General features: G+C 61.3%; 19 protein-coding genes and 1 pseudogene. 5 read left to right on the top strand and 15 right to left on the bottom strand.

Translation table 11 applies throughout. From position 1 onward, the window contains the following. A partial coding sequence (gene gltA / locus VNX23_RS19000) for a citrate synthase (RefSeq protein ID WP_325632495.1) occupies nucleotides 1–1,036 on the top strand: 1,036 nt, incomplete at its 5' end. A 55-nt stretch (nucleotides 1,037–1,091) separates the two neighbouring features. Here gltA and lpxB read toward each other — a convergent pair. The 14 genes from lpxB to VNX23_RS19070 form a co-directional block, all read right to left on the bottom strand. After that, nucleotides 1,092–2,279: a lipid-A-disaccharide synthase gene (gene lpxB, locus VNX23_RS19005; RefSeq protein ID WP_325632565.1), complete on the bottom strand. Its 1,188-nt coding sequence runs from the start codon at nucleotides 2,277–2,279 to the stop codon at nucleotides 1,092–1,094. After that, nucleotides 2,279–3,136, bottom strand: a complete 858-nt coding sequence (locus VNX23_RS19010; RefSeq protein WP_325632497.1) for an LpxI family protein — start codon at nucleotides 3,134–3,136, stop codon at nucleotides 2,279–2,281. The genes lpxB and VNX23_RS19010 overlap by 1 nt, the downstream gene beginning before the upstream one ends. A 20-nt stretch (nucleotides 3,137–3,156) precedes the next feature. After that, the gene (lpxA, locus tag VNX23_RS19015; RefSeq protein WP_325632499.1) at nucleotides 3,157–3,960 is read right to left on the bottom strand and encodes an acyl-ACP--UDP-N-acetylglucosamine O-acyltransferase; all 804 of its coding nucleotides are present in this window, start codon (nucleotides 3,958–3,960) and stop codon (nucleotides 3,157–3,159) included. A 132-nt stretch (nucleotides 3,961–4,092) separates the two neighbouring features. Further along, nucleotides 4,093–4,389 (bottom strand): hypothetical protein, encoded by a 297-nt coding sequence (locus tag VNX23_RS19020; protein WP_325632501.1) that lies wholly within the window; start codon nucleotides 4,387–4,389, stop codon nucleotides 4,093–4,095. A gap of 154 nt (nucleotides 4,390–4,543) precedes the next feature. Beyond that, a complete protein-coding gene (gene fabZ, locus VNX23_RS19025; protein WP_325632567.1) occupies nucleotides 4,544–5,002 on the bottom strand; it encodes a 3-hydroxyacyl-ACP dehydratase FabZ in 459 nt (152 codons plus the stop codon). 116 nt (nucleotides 5,003–5,118) lie between these two features. Further along, nucleotides 5,119–7,668, bottom strand: coding sequence for an outer membrane protein assembly factor BamA (gene bamA, locus VNX23_RS19030; protein ID WP_325632502.1), 2,550 nt, complete (start codon nucleotides 7,666–7,668; stop codon nucleotides 5,119–5,121). Nucleotides 7,669–7,844: 176 nt separating this feature from the next. Next, nucleotides 7,845–8,996, bottom strand: a complete 1,152-nt coding sequence (locus VNX23_RS19035) for an RIP metalloprotease (RefSeq protein ID WP_325632504.1) — start codon at nucleotides 8,994–8,996, stop codon at nucleotides 7,845–7,847. A 42-nt stretch (nucleotides 8,997–9,038) separates the two neighbouring features. Further along, nucleotides 9,039–10,262: a 1-deoxy-D-xylulose-5-phosphate reductoisomerase gene (gene dxr, locus VNX23_RS19040; protein ID WP_325632506.1), complete on the bottom strand. Its 1,224-nt coding sequence runs from the start codon at nucleotides 10,260–10,262 to the stop codon at nucleotides 9,039–9,041. 7 nt (nucleotides 10,263–10,269) lie between these two features. Further along, a complete protein-coding gene (locus VNX23_RS19045; RefSeq protein WP_325632508.1) occupies nucleotides 10,270–11,118 on the bottom strand; it encodes a phosphatidate cytidylyltransferase in 849 nt (282 codons plus the stop codon). After that, nucleotides 11,115–11,870: an isoprenyl transferase gene (locus tag VNX23_RS19050; protein ID WP_325632510.1), complete on the bottom strand. Its 756-nt coding sequence runs from the start codon at nucleotides 11,868–11,870 to the stop codon at nucleotides 11,115–11,117. The genes VNX23_RS19045 and VNX23_RS19050 overlap by 4 nt, the downstream gene beginning before the upstream one ends. 80 nt (nucleotides 11,871–11,950) lie before the next feature. Beyond that, nucleotides 11,951–12,514 carry a ribosome recycling factor gene (gene frr, locus VNX23_RS19055; protein ID WP_325632512.1) on the bottom strand — a complete coding sequence of 188 codons (564 nt, stop codon included), beginning with the start codon at nucleotides 12,512–12,514 and terminating at the stop codon, nucleotides 11,951–11,953. Between the two features lie 68 nt (nucleotides 12,515–12,582). Next, complete coding sequence (gene pyrH, locus VNX23_RS19060) at nucleotides 12,583–13,299, bottom strand: UMP kinase (RefSeq protein WP_325632513.1); 717 nt, start codon at nucleotides 13,297–13,299, stop codon at nucleotides 12,583–12,585. 66 nt (nucleotides 13,300–13,365) lie between these two features. Then, entirely contained in the window at nucleotides 13,366–14,295 is a 930-nt protein-coding gene (tsf, locus tag VNX23_RS19065) for a translation elongation factor Ts (RefSeq protein ID WP_325632515.1), read from the bottom strand. 117 nt (nucleotides 14,296–14,412) lie between these two features. Next, nucleotides 14,413–15,411, bottom strand: a complete 999-nt coding sequence (locus VNX23_RS19070) for a 30S ribosomal protein S2 (protein WP_325632517.1) — start codon at nucleotides 15,409–15,411, stop codon at nucleotides 14,413–14,415. A gap of 757 nt (nucleotides 15,412–16,168) precedes the next feature. Between VNX23_RS19070 and VNX23_RS19075 the strand changes: the two genes are divergently transcribed. The 4 genes and pseudogenes from VNX23_RS19075 to VNX23_RS19085 all read left to right on the top strand — a co-directional run bounded on the left by VNX23_RS19075 (nucleotide 16,169) and on the right by VNX23_RS19085 (nucleotide 18,437). After that, nucleotides 16,169–17,509: a GAF domain-containing protein gene (locus tag VNX23_RS19075; protein ID WP_325632518.1), complete on the top strand. Its 1,341-nt coding sequence runs from the start codon at nucleotides 16,169–16,171 to the stop codon at nucleotides 17,507–17,509. Beyond that, nucleotides 17,467–17,913, top strand: a complete 447-nt coding sequence (locus VNX23_RS19080; protein ID WP_325632568.1) for a GGDEF domain-containing protein — start codon at nucleotides 17,467–17,469, stop codon at nucleotides 17,911–17,913. The genes VNX23_RS19075 and VNX23_RS19080 overlap by 43 nt, the downstream gene beginning before the upstream one ends. Nucleotides 17,914–17,926: 13 nt before the next feature. Next, a pseudogene (locus VNX23_RS31090) lies at nucleotides 17,927–18,124 on the top strand (EAL domain-containing protein); the annotation flags it as partial. Between the two features lie 70 nt (nucleotides 18,125–18,194). Next, complete coding sequence (locus VNX23_RS19085; protein WP_325632520.1) at nucleotides 18,195–18,437, top strand: EAL domain-containing protein; 243 nt, start codon at nucleotides 18,195–18,197, stop codon at nucleotides 18,435–18,437. An 87-nt stretch (nucleotides 18,438–18,524) separates the two neighbouring features. Here the strand turns inward: VNX23_RS19085 and VNX23_RS19090 are convergent, their stop codons facing one another. Beyond that, nucleotides 18,525–20,771, bottom strand: a complete 2,247-nt coding sequence (locus tag VNX23_RS19090) for a caspase family protein (protein WP_325632521.1) — start codon at nucleotides 20,769–20,771, stop codon at nucleotides 18,525–18,527. Between the last annotated feature and the right edge of the window lie 120 nt (nucleotides 20,772–20,891).

The following is a 20,891-nucleotide window of genomic DNA, read 5'->3' on the forward strand; positions in this document are numbered from 1 at the left end:
CTGCTACCTCTTGCTCTACGGCGAATTGCCGACGGCTCAGCAAAAGGCCGATTTCACCGATCGCGTGATCCATCACACGATGGTTCATGAGCAGATGAGCCGGTTCTTCCAGGGTTTCCGTCGCGACGCCCATCCGATGGCGGTGATGGTCGGCTCGGTCGGTGCCTTGTCGGCATTCTACCACGACTCCACCGACATTTCCGACCCGGTGCAGCGCGACATCGCCTCGATCCGCATGGTCGCCAAGCTGCCGACGCTTGCCGCGATGGCCTACAAATATTCGATCGGCCAGCCGTTCGTGTATCCCAAGAACGAACTCGACTACGCCTCGAACTTCCTGCGCATGTGCTATGCGGTGCCGTGCGAGGAGTACCATCCCAATCCGGTGCTGGCGCGGGCGATGGACCGTATCTTCATCCTGCACGCCGATCACGAGCAGAACGCCTCGACCTCGACGGTGCGCATCGCCGGCTCCTCCGGCGCCAATCCGTTCGCGTGTATTGCCGCAGGCATCGCCTGCCTGTGGGGCCCGGCGCATGGCGGCGCCAATGAGGCCGCGCTGAACATGCTCTACGGCATCGGCACGGTCGACAAGATTCCCGACTTCATCAAAAGGGTGAAAGACAAGAACAGCGACGTTCGCCTGATGGGCTTCGGCCACCGCGTGTACAAGAACTACGATCCTCGCGCCAAGATCATGCAAAGGATGTGTCACGCGGTGCTGGCGGAAACCGGCCACGGCGACGATCCGATGCTGAAGGTCGCGCTGGAATTGGAAAAGATTGCACTCCACGATCAATATTTCATCGATCGCAAGCTCTATCCGAATGTCGATTTCTATTCGGGTATCACGCTCAAGGCGATGGGATTCCCGACCTCGATGTTCACCGTGCTGTTTGCGGTTGCCCGCACCGTGGGCTGGATCAGCCAGTGGAGCGAGATGATCGAGGATCCGCAGCAGAAGATCGGCCGTCCGCGACAGCTTTACACCGGCGTTGCGCATCGCGACTACGTGCCGATTGGAAGCCGCAAATAACGCGGCTTCGAAGAATGCAGGCTACGCTACGAACCGGCTCGAGCCCGGTCTTCTATTACACCCCCCTGGATTTTCGCAACGTCGCCAGCACGATGTCGGCTGCGCGCACGCTCGGCGACAGGTTGCCCGTCGACATGATGTCGCCGATCCCGGCAAACGCCTCAACCTGACGCAGCCGCATGGGAGAATCGGACAGGACCTCGTGCAAGGCTCCCACGAGCTTTTCCGGCGTACAATCCTCTTGCAGGAATTCCGGTATCACGTTTTCGCCGAGCACCAGGTTCGCCAGAATCACGGAATTCGCCTTGATGGCGCGCCGTAAAATCCAGGCCTCGGCGGCTCCGACCCGGTAGGCTGTGATCATCGGCACTCCTGCAAGGGCGAGCTCAAGCGTGACAGTGCCGGACTTGGCAAGAGCTGCGTGAGCGATCCGAAAGGCCGCGCGTTTTTCTGGCTCGCCGGCAACGATCCGCGGCGTGACGCTCCAATCCTTCACGCTCTCCCGGACCATTTCCGTCAGGTGCGGCATGGTCGGCAAAATCAATTCGAACGCCACGCCTTCGGCTTGCAGCCGGCCCAACGCCTCGCCAAAAATCTTCACGTGATGCCTGATCTCGCTGCGACGGCTTCCAGGCAACACCAGAAGCGCGGGCGGCGCCTGGTCGCGGCGCTTTTGTTCCTCAAGGCTCGGCCTGAGCGTGCCGATCTGCTCGGTCAGGGGATGGCCGACATAGCTGCAAGGCGGTCCGTGCAACCTGCTGTATTCCCTCGGCTCGAACGGCAGCAACGCCAGGACGTGATCGATATAACCGCGCATGGCGCGCGCCCGGCCCGGCCTCCAGGCCCAGACCGACGGCGAGACATAATCGACGATCGGGATGGCGGGATCGCGGGCCCGCACCCGTCTCGCCACCCGGTGGGTGAAGTCGGGGCTGTCGATGATGACGAGGATGTCGGGTTGCGCACGCATCACCGCGCCGACGGTTTCCCGGATCAGACGCAGCACCTTTGGCAACTGCTTCACCACGCCGGCGAAGCCGATAATCGAAAGTTCCTGGATCGCAAACAGCGAGGTGAGCCCCTCACGCGCCATCGACTGGCCGCCCACGCCTTCAAAGCGCACGGCATCGCCGAGACGCTGGCGCAAGACCTTCATCAGGGCGGCCCCAAGCCGGTCGCCAGATTCCTCGGTAGCGATCAGGAAGATCGTCCGCCCGACCCTGCCGCTTGCCCGGATCGGCATCACGCCGGCAAACCGTGGATGAAAAGACCTGCCGCGTCGGCGGCTTCCACCATGGTCTGCGGCTCGACCACGACGGTGTTGCCGGCGACAACCGCAATTCCCGCGAGCGAAGCGGCGGCCGCACCCTCGACCGTCCGCGGGCCCACGGTCGGCAAATCGAAACGCAGATCCTGTCCGCTTTTTGGGGCCTTTACGAGCACGCCGCGCGCGGAGCCGGCGCGAATACGGCGCTCGGTGCGAAGGTGTGCAACGCGCGCCAGCAAGCCGTCGGTACCTTCAATATCCTCAACGCCGACCACATGTCCCTCGATCACCACGACGGCCTGACCGATGTCGAAAGGACCAAGCGCGCGCAACACGTCCAGCCCCTTGGCGATATCGGCGGCAGCGCCAGCATCGGGCGTCTTTCGGGTGAGGCAACCCTGCGGCATCAGCAATTCCGGCGCGACATCCTTGATCCCCACCATCCGGAAGCCATCCTGCTCGAGGATCCGGCCGATACTTGACAGCAGATGATCGTCGCCGCCGCGGAAAGCCGCCCATACGCTTCCGAGCACGCGAAGCGTTCCCCAGTCGAGACGGATTTCCGAGAGTGCCGGTCGGACCAGTGATCCGATGAAAATCAGATTCCGGCAGTTCTCGGAGCGGAACAGCTTCTCCGCTCTGCCCAGCTGTCCGACCGAAATCCAGTGGTGGCGAAAGCGCTCGGCGCCTTTGGGATCGCAGGCGCCCTTCAGCGCGAACAGAACGGAATCAATCCCTCGTGCCGCAAGCGAATCCGCCACCGCGAACGGCATCACCCCGCCACCCGCGATCAGTCCAACCGGCGACGAAATCTCCAACGCCGCTGATGTCATGGCTCCGGTAGCTCCGTGGGTCAATGTTTCTCCGCCTGATCGGCCGGAAGGCACAGCGGGCGATGCTTGCCGTCACCGATAAAGCTGAGAATTTCGCCGATCGCCGGATCTGTGCCCGCCAACGGCTGCACCGCAGCGAGCCTTTCGGCGAACACGCCAGGTCCGTGAAACAGTTTTTGATAGAATGAACGAAGCGCGGCGAGCCGCTCGCGAGTAAATTTGCGCCGTCGCATGCCGATGATGTTGAGGCCTTCAAGCACGGCATATTGTCCGTTCACCAGCCCGAAGGGAATGACGTCGCCGCGCACGCCACACACGCCGCCGATCATCACCTGCGATCCGATGCGGGTGAACTGATGCACCGCCGACAGACCGCCGATATAGACGTGGTCACCGATCTCGCAATGACCGCCGAGCGTTGCGGAGGTTGCAAAGATCACGTCGTCGCCGACGATGCAGTCGTGGCCGACATGGCTGTTGTTCATGAAGAAACCGCGCTCGCCGACGCGGGTGAGGCCGCCGCCCTTGACGGTGCCGATGTTCATGGTGACGCCTTCGCGGATCGTGCAGCCCGCGCCGATTTCGAGCCGCGTCGGCTCGCCGCTGTAGCTGAGATCCTGCGGTGCGCCGCCGAGCGCCACAAACGGCGAAATCACGCAGCCATCGCCGATCGTGGTATAGCCCATTACCCGCACATGCGAGATCAGACTGCAGTTGGCGCCGATCGTGGCATGAGGTCCGATGATGCAATAGGGCCCAATATGCGTGCCCTCGCCAATCATAGCGCCGCCTTCAACTCGCGCGGTGGGATCGATCGTGCTCATTCAATGGTCTCGGATCGCTAGCCGGTGTGAAGCGCAAAACATTCGATTTTTCGGTGGTTAGCGTGGACCGGGGATACTGTCCAGTGACCTCTGGTGGCCTACTTCCACCTAAGCGGCGGGAAAGCAAAGCGATTAATTCATCGTGCGCTGAACGAACGCCGAGCCTTGCGTCACGACACACATGTAGGAAAAAGTTTGGGCCTCACCGGCAGCCTCGAAATCGACATCGATGATGACCGGCTTCGACTGGCCTCTCCATGTCGATAAAATCGTTGGCGACACAGGGCGCGTCCGTGATTTCTTCACAACCAGCCCTGAGATACGCGGTAGCGCCTCGGTGGCCTTGGATATGCACGTGCTGGCGGCTTCGGCGCGGCCGCTCCCGGCAGCCAACAGAGACGAAACGACGAATATAACGGCGATGCGCATTCGATGTGTTCCGGCCCCGTCGCATGATCCGGAAAAGTGTGCAGCGGTTTTCCGAAAAGATCATGCGCAAACAAATTAGAACACAGAATTTTTGTCGTGTCGATCAAGCTAGCAACACGGTCGGGTGTAGTCGGACAAGAGGTTCGGCAGCGGGTCAGTCCGCCAGCATCGCGCCAACCTCGGCTTCAGCGACAGTCACGCCGTTCACTTTGGCGTCGCCGTGAAACCACCACATCGCCTTTCGCCGGTTGAGCCGGCGCATGTGATATTCCACCGTATCGCCGGGCAAAACCGGCTTGCGGAATTTGCACTTGTCGATGGTCAGAAAATAGACCGCACTGGGCTTCTCGGTACCTTCGATCGATTTGATTCCGATGACGCCGGCGGTCTGCGCCATGGCTTCGATCATCATCACTCCGGGATACACCGGTCGCTCTGGAAAATGCCCGGTAAATGCCGGCTCGTTGAAGGTGACGTTCTTGACGCCGATGCCGCTGTAGTCGGTCCGGATATTGATCACCCGGTCGATCAGCAGCATGGGATAGCGGTGCGGAAGCGTCTTGAGGATCTCATTGATATCCACGAGCGCAATCCTGACCGGTGCCTCCTCCATCGCTCCCGCCTCTAGAACGCCTCCCTCAGCGCGGCGATCTCCGCCGGCGCCGAAGAAGGCCGCTGCCCACTTCGCCTGCGCCATCTGCCCGGTCGCAGCCCGATCATTGCTCGAAATCAGAACGTTGTTCCGCCGCCAAACTTGAACTGCTGTACGACGTCGTGCGGACCCTTGGTAAGCGGAATCGCATAATCGAAGCGCAGCGGACCGAACGGCGACGCCCAGATCATGCCGATACCAACGGAGGTGCGAATGACATTCTGCGGATCAAACTGCAATCCCAGACAAGTGCCTGGAGCTGGCGGAAGATTCTTGGTGTTCGTTGGCGGAATACAACCGGGCGTGTTGACTTCGCCTGTGAACGCCCAGTTCGTTGGTCCGACGTAATCGTAAAGGCCGCCGGCGTCGGCATAGACCGCGCCCTTCAGGCCAATCTCCTTCGGCAGGAACCAGAACGGGTACTGCATTTCGAGGGAAGCGCCCCAGTACTTGGTGCCGCCGAGCGCGTCCTGGGTGCCAAAGGGATTGATGTCGCGAGGCCCGATCCCGTTCGGGGCAAAGCCGCGGACGAGATTCGGACCCATCTGGAAGTGATCAAGCATCCTGATCTGGTTGTCGCCGACCTGGGTGAGAATACCGCCCTGGAGGTGGATCAGGCCGATAATATCGGCCACCAGCGTTGTATAAAATTTCGCATCCATCGCCGATTTCAGATAAGTCACGTCGCCGCCAACACCCGCGAAGTCCTGTCGGAAGTCGATGATCAGGCCCTCGGTGGGGTTCTTGTTGTTGTCCAGCGTATTGTAGGTGAGCGAGTAACCGAGCGCCGAGGTCAACGTCGCGCCAGCGGCCAGCTCTCTGCGGACCGGGAGCGAGGCTTCGCCATCGCTGAAACACCACAGACCGATACCTGAGAGATCGGTCGCGCCCATCGGTCCAAACTGGTTTACAAATGCCGGCGACGGATTGAACGGCAATCCGTTCGCTCCGTTAACGATGTTATTGCAATTATCGAGATTGCTCGGAAGCGTGATTTTCTGGTCATAGATCGAATAACGCAGTTGCAGGCTGAGATCCTCGCGAAGTGTCATTCCGATTCGCGGACTGAAGCCGATGGTCTTGGTGCCGTACGAGATGAAGGTGTTTGGCAACTGCTCGCGATAATACGCGTCAAGACCAAGTCCGACCCGGTAATCGAGCAGATAAGGCTCGACATAGGAAAGCGACACGCCGCGCGCATATTGCCCGTAGACGACCGAAGCCTTGCCGAAAAGTCCGCGTCCCAACAGGTTGCGTTCGGAAATACTCACCTCCGCCAGCGGACCGTCGGTGGTCGAATAGCCGCCCGAGACGGAGAAGTCGCCGGTGGATTTCTCTTCGAGATCGACATTGAGGATGACACGATCGCTCGCCGACCCGGGCTCGGTCGTGATCTTCACGCTCTTGAAGAAATCGAGATTCTTCAGCCGGCGCTCGGCGCGATCGACCAGCGCGCGGTTGTACGCATCGCCTTCGGCGATATCGAATTCGCGGCGGATCACATAATCGCGGGTGCGGGTATTGCCGCGCACGTTGATTCGCTCGATGTAGGTCCGCGGTCCCTCGTCGATGGCAAAGATGATCGCGACGGTGTGCGCCTCGAAATTGCGGTCTCCGCGAGGATGCACGACTGCAAACGCGAATCCGCGCCGCGAAGCCTCGATCTGCATTTCCTCGACCGACTTCTCCAGCGCCTCGGCGTTATAGACCGAGCCGACATTGACGCGCGAGAAGCGGGCGAGAGCTCTGCCTTCAAGCGAGGGAATACTGGATTGGTAATCGACCGATCCGACCCGGTACTGCTGGCCTTCCTCGATCCTGAAGGTCACCAAGAAGCCCTTGCGCTGCGGATCGTATTCCGTGAGCGCGGCCACCACCTGCACGTCGGCGTAGCCATGCTTCAGATAGAAACGGCGAATCAGGTCGCGGTCGGCTTCGATTCGGTCCGGATCGTAGACGTCGCTGCCGCCGAGAAAGCTCAGCAGGTTGGATTCGCGAGTCTTGATCTGGTCCTTCAGACGATATGAAGAATAGGCCCTGTTGCCTTCGAATTCGATCGAGTTGATGCCGGTCTTGTTGCCTTCCGTAATGGTGAAGACCAGGTCGACGCGGTTGTTCGGCTGCTCGATGATTTCGGGAACCACGGTCACGTCATAACGACCGGCATGCCGATAAATGTCGGCGATGCGCTGGGCATCGGACTGAACCACGGGACGCGACAGCGTACCGCGCGGTTTGGACTGAATCTCCGAGGAGAGCTGCTCGTCCTTGACTTTCTTGTTGCCCTCGAACGCGACGCGGCCAATCACCGGGTTTTCAACCACGGTCACGATGATCCGGCCCCCGGCCTGGCTGATTTTGACGTCCTGGAACAGACCGGTCTCGATCAGGGCCTTCAGGCCGTCATCGATGTGACCCTGGTCCAGACGCCCGCCGGGACCCGGCTTGAAATAGGAGCGGATGGTCGAGACCTCGACTCGCCGGTTCCCTTCAACCTGAATCGAGTCCGCGGTTTGCGCAAACGCCGACGAGGATGCGACCCCGGCCGCTACAGTGGCGGCCATTGGCGCCCCGAACATGATCAGGGCGGCCAAAAAGCCTCCCCGTACCCCCATTCCAACCTTCATGCGCCAGGCGCCCTTACAATTCCAATGCCGACCCGTACCCCGACGAACCGACAGATTCCCCTTGGTCGACCACGCTTGTAGCCAATTTTGCCAAGCCGGCAAACTTAATGTGGCAGCGCGATTTGATTTTCACTCCAAGACGTTGCCCATCGGCCACGTCATAAAAAAGCCGCGCTTTACGATGCTGCGAGGTGCAGGATGTCATTGTAGGTGGCGAACACCATGAGCATCAGCACCAGCCCCAATCCGATCCGGAATCCCATCTCCTGCGCCCGTGGAGACAATGGCCGCCCCCGGACGGCCTCCACCGCGTAGAACAGAAGGTGACCCCCATCCAGCAGTGGTACCGGGAAAAGGTTCAAAAGCCCGATCGAAATCGAGAGAACCGCGGCCAGATGCACCAGGGCGGCAAGCCCGATGGTCGCTACCTGTCCGGAGATCTGCGCGATTCGCAGTGGCCCGCCGACCTGGTCGGCCGCTTCACGTCCAACAAAAACGCCGCCGATATAGGCCAGCGTCCGATCGACCACAAACCAGGTTTCCTTGACCCCGAGCCAAAGCGCGGTGGCCGGATCGACGCGCTCCGTAGTGACGTCGCCAGCCGCTGTCTGGCGGGTGATGCCAAGAACGCCAAGCCGATGCGCGTTGCCGAAAGCGTCCTTCACTTCTTTCAGTTCCGGCGTGCCGTGCAATTGCAGAATCGCATCTGCGCGCTTGACCGTGAACGTTAGCTGCTCGCCTGCCCGAACGCTGACGATTCGCTGCATGTCGGAGAAGCTGCCGATCGCTCGACCATCGATAGCGGTAACGACATCGCCGACCTGAAAGCCGGCCGCCGCCGCAGCGCTGCCCACTTCCACTTTATCGACGCGCGCCGTCGTGCTCGGCTTGCCGAAAAATGTGAACAGACAGGTGAAAATCACGATCGCCAGGAGGAAATTGGCAATCGGCCCGGCCGCTACGATCGCCGCACGCGGTCCCACCTTCTTGTAATGGAAGCTGCCCGCCCGTTCCTCCTCGGTCATGCTGTCGAGGGTCTCGGGCGACGGCGCAGAGGCCTCGTTGTCGTCACCAAAGAATTTGACGTAGCCGCCGAGCGGAACAGCCGAAATCTTCCATCGCGTGCCGTGCCGGTCGTTGAAGCCCGCAAGCTCCGGTCCGAAGCCAAGGGAAAAGGTCAGAACCCTGACGCCCGCCCAGCGCGCTATCAGAAAATGGCCAAGCTCATGGAAGAAAACGACGATGGTGAGTACGAACAGGAAGGGAATTACATACCCGATCAAGCCATGGCTTAACACATTGAAACTGTGCAGAAAAAACTCGGACATCCAACTTCCCTCACCCGGGGCCAAAGGCCCCGCCCCAACCCTCTAAGATGCCTTTAAGGCAATTTGAGGCAATAGGGCGGCAGCCATATTTCGCGCGTTATGGTCAACGGATATAGCATCATCCGCTGACGTAAGCGGCGCCAGATTGCCGGACCGTATATAGGTTTCAAGCGTTGCCTCAACCAGTCGGGCAATGGCGCCAAACCTGATTTTGCCATCAATAAACGCGGCCACTGCGACTTCGTTCGCGGCATTGTAAACCGTAGTCGCGCCTCGGCCGGTTCGCAAAGCCTCGTAAGCCAGCCGAAGTCCGGGGAACCGTTCATAATCCGGGGCTTCGAATGTCAGCTGTCCGATTCTTGCGAGATCGAGCCTTGCCGCCGGTCCAACGATTCGATCCGGCCAGCCGAGGCAGTGCGCAATCGGCGTGCGCATGTCGGGCGCCCCCAATTGCGCCACCACCGAGCGATCGGAAAACTCCACCATCCCGTGGATGATCGACTGCGGGTGGACCAGGACGTCGATCTGCTCCGGGGTCAACGCAAACAGGCAAGACGCTTCGATCACCTCCAGGCCCTTGTTCATCATCGATGCGGAATCGATGGTGATCTTTTGCCCCATGCTCCAGTTCGGATGTTTCAAGGCCTGCGCCAGCGTCGCCTGCTCGATATCGGCGCTGGCCCAGGTCCGGAACGGTCCTCCCGACGCGGTAATGATGACACGCACCAGCTCTTCGCGATTGCCGGAGCTCAGCGCCTGGAACAGCGCGTTGTGTTCGGAGTCCGCAGGCAGAATACAGGCCCCGGCCTTGGACGCGCGCTGCATGAAGAAATCGCCCGCGCAAACGAGGCATTCCTTGTTAGCAAGCGCAACGGTGGCACCGCGATCGACCGCCGCAAGCGCAGGCTTCAATCCGGCGGCCCCGCTGACCGCTGCCATGACCCAATCCGAAGGCCGGGCCGCCGCTTCGATCACCGCGCTTTCGCCCGCACCGCATTCGATGCGCGTGCCCTCCAGCGCCGCCTTCAATTCGTCAAGCCGATCGGGATCGGCCACCGCCGCAAAGCGCGCGCCGAACTCCCTGGCAAGCTTGGCCAACGCCTCGACATTGCTGTTCGCCGTCAACGCTTCGACCCGATAGCGGTCGCGCGATGCGCGCAAGAGATCCATCGTGCTGTCGCCGATGGAACCGGTTGCACCCAGCACCGAAACCGAACGCACGGCCGTGGCCGAGGCTCTATTGTTACGCAAGGGAACTGCGCTCATGACCTCATCACCAAACCATAAGACCGCGGCCAACGCCATCCGCGCCGCCGCGTAAAAATCCCAAAATCGCGGCCAAAACAACCGCGGCCACGAACCCATCAAGGCGATCGAGCAGTCCGCCGTGCCCGGGAATGATCTGGCTCGAATCCTTGACGCCAAAGCGGCGCTTGACGGCTGACTCGAAGAGATCGCCGAGCTGCGAGACGATCGAGAGAGAGGCGCCGAGCGCCAGCATGGGTAGGGTTTTTCCAACACCAATTGCTGCAAATCCCGCGGCCACGGCCAAGCTTGCCACCAATCCACCGATCGAACCGGCCCAGGTTTTTTTCGGAGAGACACGCGGCCAGAGTTTTGGACCGCCGATCTGCCGACCGACGAAATAACCACCAATGTCCGTCGCCCAGACCACCAGCAAAACGAACATCAGCGCCGCAAATCCAAAGGCCTGATCAAGCCGTACGGCGACCGAGGCGATCGACGCGGCGAGCGCATAGCAGGCGCCGAGCGCGACCCAACCGCGGTGATTTGGGGCAGCTAGCGCGATGGAAACGACAATCGCAGCAAGAGCGGCGAAAACATAGCCTGATGCCGTCTGATTAAATTCGATCCACCCTGCAGCAAAAATAATGGCGGCGCCGGCAACCATGGAAATGGCCGTACGCGCCGCGATGATCGTGAGCCATTCCACGTAAAGGCCGATCGCTGCCGCAGTGACAAAAGCGACCCACAACCATCCGCCGACATACGCAGCAGCGATCGCAAGCGGCGCCAGGATGAGCGCAGCCCTTATCCGCAATAGCAGATTGTGCCCGTCGCGTCCGGCAGCGCCCGCCGATGTTGCTTCGCCTTCGTTCACGATCCGGTTTTCACGGCCAAACCGCCGAACCGGCGCTCACGTCTGGCATACTCGGCGATCGCCTCTTCCAGCGCAGCCTTGTCGAAATCCGGCCACTGGGTCGGCACGAACACCAGTTCGCTGTAGGCCGCCTGCCACATCAGGAAATTCGAAAGCCGCTGTTCACCGCTGGTGCGGATTATCAGGTCGGGATCCGGAATCTCGGGCGCGTCGAGATAACGGCCGAGCATATCGGCATCGATCGATGCGGGATCGCGTTTTCCTTCGGCGACCTCACAGGCGAGCCGTTGCGCCGCACGCGCAATCTCCTGCCGCGAGCCGTAATTGAACGCGACCACCAGATGCATGCGGTTGTTGTCCCGCGTCAGATCCTCGGCTTCCTTCAGAAGCGCGCAAATGTCGGGCTCCAATCCCTCGCGTTCACCGATCACGCGAACCCTCACTCCGTCACGGTGCAAGGTCGCCAGGTCGTTGCGGATGAAGCGCCGCAGCAGGCCGAACAGGTCACCGATCTCACTCGCCGGACGCGACCAGTTTTCCGAGCTGAACGAGAAAATCGTCAGGTAGAGAATGCCAAGTTCGCCCGCGGCACGAACCACCTTGCGCAGGGCCTCGACGCCACGCCGATGACCTTCGGCGCGCGGCAGCCCGCGGGCGGCAGCCCAGCGTCCGTTTCCGTCCATGATGATGGCCACATGCAACGGACCGTCTCGATCCGGTCCTTCAGTCGCAGGGGCCGCGGCATTCGACATCTAGCAATCCTTTGGCGCATGATCTTCGAAAAACGACAGTCCGTCTTCGCAAAAGATCGTGCTTAAACAGAAGGATAGGCTCAAACGGTGAGAATTTCCTTTTCCTTTGCCGCCAGCAGGTGATCGATCTCCGAAATCGTCCCGTCGGTGGCCTTCTGAACATCGTGGGCGAGCCGCTCCTGATCGTCCTCCGAGATCTCGTGGTTTTTTTCCAGCTTCTTGATGATATCGAGGCCATCGCGCCTGACATGCCGAACCGCGACGCGTGCGGCTTCCGCATATTTGTGCGCAACCTTCACCAGCTCCTTACGCCGCTCTTCGTTGAGTTCGGGAATTCTCAGGCGAAGCACCTGTCCTTCGGTCGCCGGGCTCAAACCGAGATTTGAATCGACGATCGCCTTCTCAACCGCCTTGACCATCGACTTGTCCCATACCTGCACCGAAAGGAGCCGCGGCTCGGGCACGCTGATGGTCGCAAGCTGGTTGAGCGGCATGTGGGTTCCGTAGGCGTCGACCTGCACCGGTTCCAGCATGGAAGCCGCGGCACGGCCGGTCCGCAAACCGCCGAGTTCGTGCTTGAGAGACTGCGTGGCGCCCTGCATGCGGCGCTTCAGCTCGTTGATGTCGAAACTACCCGTGGGCATGACGCTCTCTCCTCCTGACAGCTGCTCATCGCCGCCGGCAGCCCTCCGCACCCAGGCTACGGCGGCCGTCAACCCGCGACGACCGTGCCGCGGCCGGTGCGGCGCAAAATTGCGCCGATCGAGCCTGGCTCCGCGATCGAAAACACGATGATAGGCAGTGAGGTTTCCCGGGCAAGCGCGAATGCGGTGGCGTCCATGACCTTATAGCCGCCTTCAATGGCCTCGGAATGGCTGAGGCGGTCAAATCTCCGGGCGGACGGGTCTTTCTTGGGATCGGCGCTGTAGATACCGTCGACATTGGTCGCCTTGAGCACGGCCTGCGCTCCGATCTCTGCCGCCCGCAATACCGCGGTGGTGTCGGTGGTGAAGAATGGATTGCCGGTGCCGCCGCCGAGCAGCACGATTCGGCCTTCGGCGAGATATTTGTGCGTCGCACTTCGTGTGAAAAGCTCGGAGATTTCGGGCATGACGAAAGCCGACAATGTGCGCGCCAGCGCCCCCTTGCGTTCGATGGCCGCCTCCAGCGCCAGGCAGTTCATCACCGTCGCGAGCATGCCCATGGTATCGCCCGTGGGACGCGAAATGCCGCGCAAGGACACTTCCAGACCGCGCACGATATTGCCGCCACCGACGACGACCGCGATTTCCGTTCCCAGCTTCTGGGCGGCGATCAACTCGCCCGCGAGCCGGTCGACCGTCGACTGATCAATGCCACAAGATTGCGTGCCGGCGAGATATTCGCCGGAGAGCTTGATCACAACACGACGATAGACCGGCTCAGCCATTGCGAATCGCCTTCCTTAAGTTCGCCAGGCGGCCCCGCGCAAACGGGTCAAAGCAGCATCGGGCCGCTATTTCTTTCCGCTAGCGGCCGCGACTTCAGCCGCGAAATCGCTTTCCTGCCGCTCGATTCCCTCGCCAAGAGCATATCGCAGAAATCCGGCCACCTTGATCGGCGCGCCGACCTTACCCTCAGCTTCTTTCACCGCCTGAGCCACCGACTTGCCGCCGTGCTCGGCGTGGATCGAGGCCTGTTCCAAGAGACAGACCTCCTTGTAGTAGGTCTTCAACCCGGACTCGACGATCTTTTCGATCACGTTTTCCGGCTTGCCCTGCTGACGGTACTTATCAGCCAGAACGTCCTTCTCGCGCCTCACGGCGGCAGGATCGAGACCGGCGGGATCGAGCGCCAACGGGTTGGCGGCGGCGACATGCATCGCGAGCTGCTTTCCGAGTATGGCCAGTTCATCGGTTTTGCCGGCCGATTCCAGCGCCACAACCACGCCCATCTTGCCCGCGCCCTCGATCACCGCATTGTGGACGTAGCTCGACACGACGCCCTTGCCGACTTCGAGCGAAGCTGCACGGCGCAGCGTCATGTTTTCGCCGATGGTTGCGATCGCGTCCGCGATCGCAGTTTCCACCGTCACGTTGCCGACCTTGGCGGCCTTGATTTTTTCCACATCGGCGCCGACCTCGAGCGCGACCTGCGCGATCATCTTCACGAGTCCCTGGAACTGGCCGTTACGTGCGACGAAATCCGTTTCGGAATTGACTTCCACCACGACGCCCCTGGTTCCAGCCGTCAGCGCGCCAATGAGGCCTTCCGCCGCAACGCGGCCGGCTTTCTTGGCGGCCTTCGACAGGCCCTTCTTGCGCAGCCAATCCTGTGCCGCCTGCATGTCGCCGCCGCTTTCCGTCAGCGCGGCCTTGCAATCCATCATGCCGGCGCCTGTGGATTCACGAAGGTCCTTGACCATCGCCGCTGTGATTGTCGCCATCGTTGTATGTCCTTTGCCCTGTCGGCACTGGTAGCGGCGGGACTTTGTCCCGCCGCCGTCCGATACTCGAAATCTGTCCTGGAATTTGGTCGGCCGGAGTTTCCGGCTGACGCTTCGCTACTCCGCTTCCGCGGTAAGGGCCTTGGCCTGCGCTACCCAGGCATCCGCCCTGCTCGGCAGGCCGACTTCTTCGCCAATCTGGTGGGCTGTTTCGTGGTCGAGTTCGGCGAGCTGCCAGTAGTGGAAAATACCGAGATCGTTGAACTTCTTCTCGATCGTACCCGAGACGCCTGGAAGCTTCTTGAGATCATCGGGAGCGCCGCGCGGCCCGGCAAGCCCCTGGAAGCCCGAAGCCTGCTGTGCGCTCGGGACTTCCTCACGCGCTGGATGGGCAGAGGCGCCGACGTCGATGCCGGCTTCGCCCTGCGCGCGCGAAATCCCATCGATCGCCGCGCGGGCGACCAGATCGCAATAGAGCGAAATGGCGCGTCCGGCGTCGTCATTGCCGGGGACGACATAGGTGATGCCCTTCGGATCCGAATTGGTGTCGACGATCGCGGCGACCGGAATATTGAGCCGCTGCGCTTCCTGGATCGCAATGTCTTCCTTGTTGGTATCGATCACAAAGATCATGTCCGGCAGACCGCCCATGTCCTTGATGCCGCCGAGCGAACGATCGAGCTTGTCGCGCTCACGCTGCAGCGTCAGCCGTTCCTTCTTGGTGTAGGCGTTGGCATCGCCGGAATTGAGCACTTCGTCGAGATGCCGCAGCCGCTTGATCGATCCGGAAATCGTCTTCCAGTTGGTCAGGGTCCCGCCGAGCCAGCGCGAATTGACGAAATATTGCGCCGAGCGCTTGGCCGCTTCGGCAACGCCATCCTGCGCCTGCCGTTTGGTGCCGACGAACAGGATACGCCCGCCCTTGGCCACGGTGTCGCTGACCGCCTGCAGTGCACGATGCAGCATCGGTACGGTCTGCGCGAGGTCGATGATGTGGATGTTGTTGCGTTCGCCGAAGATGTAATCCGCCATCTTCGGATTCCAGCGGTGGGCCTGATGGCCAAAGTGAACGCCAGCTTCAAGGAGCTGACGCATGGAAAAATCGGGTACTGACATCGTTTGAGTTCTCCGGTTGGTCCTGGCGGAAACGTGTGAGCAAGCGAGCCTTATGGCCCGGCTGCCACCGGACGGCCTTTTGAGCCATGTTTCCGTGTGAGATGCCGCGCTATATAGCGGGAATTCGGCGAGAAGCAAGGAAATATGCCGGTTTTGAAGGCTTTTTCGTGCCAAATGCCACAAAGCCTCCGAGCCCGGAAAATCGACCCAACCCTGAAGTCCGCAGGGGCCAATTGTCCGCCACGGCAGGGCGGTGCTGCGATCGTCAAAAACGGAAGGCGAAGAAGGACCGCCGAGCAGGCGGTCAAAAAATTCCGCATGAACCGGATAGCGGCCTATGGCCAATTTCCGCTCATCCTTTCCAAGACAACGTTTGGGTGTAACAGCCCGACCCCTGAAGCTTGCGAATTCGATGACGCGAGAGATCACCGATCGGCATTTGAGGGGACGGTAAATGCTTTCTTGCCAGGGCGCAGAGGCGAGGCCGCATGGCGAGTGGCATCAGAATGGCGCGAGAACTGGCGCAATTTCTGAATATTTATCGCCCTGAAAGGCTTAGTCGAACGTTTACCAACTGCTTCTTTGCCGCTGCTCAATCTGAGGCAGCGGTCCGGCACGGATGATCGTAATAGTTTATTTCGGTCTTTTGGGTAGGGAGGTACCAGCACCATTCCCTGACTGATCGATCGTTGAGGGACCCATTCAGTCCAGCGGCCGCCGACGGACTGAAGTCACTTTGAATGCGAAGAGAGACGCAATGTCTGTGCCGACAGTCAAATCAGGTCCGATCGTGCCCGCTAACGCCGGGCAGGCCCCGCCTCGTCTCTTCAAAATGTTCGCCGCGTTGAGCGCGACCAACGAGGCCATCCTTCGGATCAACTCGAAGGAGAAGCTTTTCCAGCAAGTGTGTGATGCCGCGTTGCAGAGCGGAAACTTCATCGCAGCCGTCATCCTGCTGCGCGAACCAGGAACGGACAACTTGAGGGCGGTGGCCGGGGCCGGTAACGACATTGAGCTTCGTGCCCGAGCCTACTCCGTCTCCGCGTCGTCACCGCTCGGCAATGGTCTTGTCGGAATTGCCTGTCGCACCCAGCAACCATGCGTAAGCAATGACCTTCTCAACGACGAACGATTGAAATCCTGGCATCAGGCCGCAGTTCGTGCCGGCGCGCGTGCCGCTGCCGGCCTTCCCGTGATCCGCGGCGGAGAGAGTGTCGGCGTCCTGCTGGTGGTCCTTGACGAGATCAACGCGCTCGACGAAGAGGCCGTCTCGCTGCTTACCCGCATGGCCGAAAATCTGGCGTTCGGACTGGACAACATCGACCGCGAAGAAGCGTGCAAGCGCAATGAGCGAGCGGCCCGTCGACTGGCCAAGATGTTTGCGGCACTCAGCGCCACCAACGAGGCGATCCTGCGCGCAAAGACAGCCGACGAGCTTTATCAACTGGTGTGCGACGCCGCCGTGCATGTCGGCAGATCGCTGGCCGCCACCGTTCTTTTGGCAGAGCCGGGCTCTCCGTGGCTGCGCGCGGTGGTCGGCACTGGCCAAATCGTCGACATGGGCGCGGTCAGGCAGTCGCGATTTTCGGTCGATCCGGACAACCCCTACGGCAAGGGCGTTTGCGGAAAAGCGTTTCGAACTCAAATGGCCAGCGTCAACGAAGATATCCTCAACTCGGAGCAAGGGCGCCCGTGGCGGGAATCCAGCCACCAGGCGGGGGTGGTTGCGAGTTGCGCCGTGCCGCTGGTCAAGGGCGGCCAGAGCATCGGCGTAATCCTGTTCTTCGTCACCAAATCGTGGGCGGCGGACAAGGAGATCATCGCGCTTCTGTCGCGCATGGGCGAAACCGTTTCGGCCGCTCTGGATAACCTCGACCGGGCCTTTGAAAAGGTTCAGGCCGACGGTCGTATTCAATATCTGGCGACGCACGACGAGCTCACCGGTTTACCCAATCGTGTGACTTTTCATCAGCTATTCGAGAAATCGATCAGGTCCGCCCATCTACATGGCGGCAAAGTGCCCTGCTATTCATCGATCTCGACCGCTTCAAGGTCATCAACGACTCGCTTGGGCACGAGGCCGGCGACGCGCTGCTGATCGAGGTGGCCGACCGGCTGAAACGTTGCGTGCGCGACAGCGCCCTTGTCGCGCGGTTTGGCGGCGACGAGTTCGTCATCCTTCTCGACGGGATTTCCGGTCGGGAACAGGTTGCCGTCGTTGCGGAAAAGGTACTGGCGACCCTTTTGCCACCCATCGTTCTTGCCGGACACGAGTGCCGCGCCACAGGCAGTATCGGTATCGCCGTATACCCGGACAACGGCAACGACGTACAAACCCTGACCAAGAACGCCGACATGGCGATGTACCGCGCCAAGGAAGAGGGAAAAAACAATTTTCGCTTTTTCTCCGCCGAAGCGAAAAGCCAATCGATCGAGCGGTTGAAACTGGAAGCGGATTTGCGTCACGCCGCGGCAATTCCTGGACGCAAATTTGCTCGATGACATCGATGGAGTATTGGCTTCGACCGGGATGCCGGCTCACCTGTTGCAGCTTGAAATCACAGAAAGCGTGGTGATGCAGAACGTCGAACGGGCGATCAGGCTGCTTGACAAAATTCGAAGCCGCGGCGTTCGGCTGGCGATCGATGATTTCGGCACAGGCTATTCATCGATGTCATTGATGAAGAAATTTCCGATCGACACCATCAAGATCGACCGATCTTTTGTCCGCGACCTTGCGAAAAGCCCGGAAGATCGGGCCATCGCAACGGCGATCATCAAGCATGGGCAAGGCGCTCGGATTGACGGTGGTTGCGGAAGGCGTCGAGACCGCCGAGCAGGGCGTCTTCCTGCGGCGCCATGCATGCGACGAAGTTCAGGGCTATCTTTTCAGCAAGCCGTTGCCGCCGGAGGAATTTTCTTCCCTCTTCCGTCCCCACATCTTCTCGCCTCCGCTTCAGCCGGACCTTTCTTCTCCGGCTTCCGCGCTGAAAAGGGATTCAGCCCAGGCCATGAGGCTGGCTTGAGCCGGGACGACATCTGCGGCGATGCGGGCCGACGGCGGCGGAGAGCGCGCCGCCGCTAAGTTAAGACCTGGCGTCTTGACGAAGACCTCAACACTTCGGGTTGTTGGGCGGACATTTCTTGGCGGCCGCAGCTGCCGGAGCCGGCCTTGGCGGCGGCGGAGCGGCACGCGGCGGTGGAGGCGGCGGTGCCGGACGCGCGACCTGAGGCGCCGGCTTTGGCGGCGGGGGCGGCGGTGCCGGACGTGCGACTTGAGGAGCCGGCTTTGGCGGCGGTGGAGGCGTTGGCCTGGCGGCCTGCGGCGGCGGGCCAACCCGGCCCACTTCCGGCTTGGGTGGCGGTGGCGGTGGTGGCGGCGCAGGCGTTGCCACGTTTTTCCTCTGCGTCGATTCCGGAACCACCGGCTTGGCACCGGGAGTTGTCGCAGCACCGCCCGTCCTGCGGTCCCTCATGGCAGGCGTTTCGGCGCCCGGCGTCTTCGGTGCAGCCGCGCTCGGCGGAACGTTCGGTGTTGAAGCCGCCGGAGATGTCGTTGCAGGCGCCAATTTCAAATTCGGACTGGAAGTGGCCGGTGCCGCGCCTGATGGCAACGGAGGCGCTCCCTTTTGGCCAGGTACCGGTAGTGCATTGGTCTTCGGCAATGCATCGGGGCTCACATTCGTGGAGAGTGGCTTGCCTGACGCCGGGCCCGCACCAGAAGGCGCGCCCAGCGTGGCGGGCTTGATGGCCGGATTGATCGACGCGCTTGGCGGCACCGGCAATTTTCCCTGCTGGATCAGGGAAGCCTTTTGCGCCACCGAGGGTGGCAGACCCGGAGATGCCGCAGACGGCGGTGCGCCACCCGCGCCCGGCGGACCTTTCGCGCCACCGGGCCCGGCCGGGCCGGGCTGCGGCGGCTGATTGATCACGTTATTGATGACCGTGGTGTTGTGGATGTTGGCGAAGATGATGTTGTTCGGCGGCGGCGCCACATAGATCGGCGGCCGGACGTAGACCGGAATTGGCACGAAAAAAGGCTGCGGCAGGATAAACAGCCCAACCGCTGCGATTGGTGGCGCCAGCACGATGAAATCGGGCGGCGGTGGCGGCAGGAAAAATACCGGCGGCGGTGGCGGCGGCACAAAGCCAAAATCGGGATCACCGTACATCAGCACCGGTCGATCAACATAGGCGAACTCGTCAGGCGGCGGTGGCGGCACGTCGTAGTCGTAAGCCGCAAACGACGGCGGCGGCTCGACCGGCGCGCTCAGAATGAGGAGTCGGCGCCGAGCATCCCAGGCATGGGGTCCATTTTGATAGCGCCGCAGGTAGGACCAATAGGCTTGTGGCGTATCGGCGCGGTAACTGCGCAGCCAGGTGACGGCCTCACGTCGAGCCGCGACGATCGCGCGCACGCGCCTGGCAAGCGGATCGCCGGGATAGGCGACGATGAAATCCTCATAGCCTTGCAGGGTGTCGCGCTCGAGCGCAGCCGCATAGGCATCCTGCACACCGAGATCGCGGATCGGCTTGTTCCTGACCTCGGCCGCCTGGTCCGGCGGCGCTTGCACCGGAGCATCCGGTGCCCGATCGAAGAAGGCGAACTGCGCGTCGAGTTTCTCGGCATCCCAAGGTATTTGCGCGCCTTTGGTCGATTCATTGACGCGTAGCCGCAAGCGGTTGAAAACCTCCGGCAGCGGCAGTCCGCCGGTGCGGATCATTTCCGCGAGCGACTGGGCGTAGGCTCCATAGGGCCCCTGCTCTTCAGGCGCCACCGTCCCCGGTGCGGCATTGAAAGCGATCAGCATACGAGCCTGCGGCTCGACCAGTGCCAGACCGCCTGCAATCGGCTGACCGCCCTCGATAAAGGGCTGCTGGCGGGCGGCATCGAGCACAAAGATGCTCGCCTTCAGCGGAAGCGATCCCAGCTCGCGCAGGTAGTCGCTGATCCGCAATCCCTCGATCGGGATCTCGGTGTCGCGGCTGAGCGGGGTATCAACAGGTATGAAGTAGTTTTCGCCTGCAAGCTGGATGCCGTAGCCGGCGAGGTAGACCATGGCAATGGTGCCCTCACCCGAGGTCTGGGCCTTCTGCACGAAGTCGCGAAAACTTCGGCGCAGCGTATCACCGTCGAGATCACGCGCGCCGACCACGTCGAAACCCGCAGCCTGCAAGGTCTGCGCGATCAAGCCGGCATCGTTGGCGGCGGTCGCCAGCGGCGACTTGGCATAGGCGCCGTCGCCCACCACCAGCGCGATCCGCTTTTCCTGCTGCTGCGCAGCGGCGGAGCTCAGGGATGCCTCGACCCCCGAAAGCAGGATCAGGCACAGGGAAAGAATGAAAGACGTTTTGATCATGGGCCTGTCTCCCTCGCGCGCTCGAAACCGACCCGGCATGAACATTGAACGCCGGATTATCTGAACATGGTTTGAACGAAAAGCGATGGCAATAAGGCAGTGCCGGCGCGGCAAGCCAAA

The organism is Bradyrhizobium sp. (assembly GCF_035570375.1).
In the GTDB taxonomy this organism is placed as follows: domain Bacteria; phylum Pseudomonadota; class Alphaproteobacteria; order Rhizobiales; family Xanthobacteraceae; genus Bradyrhizobium.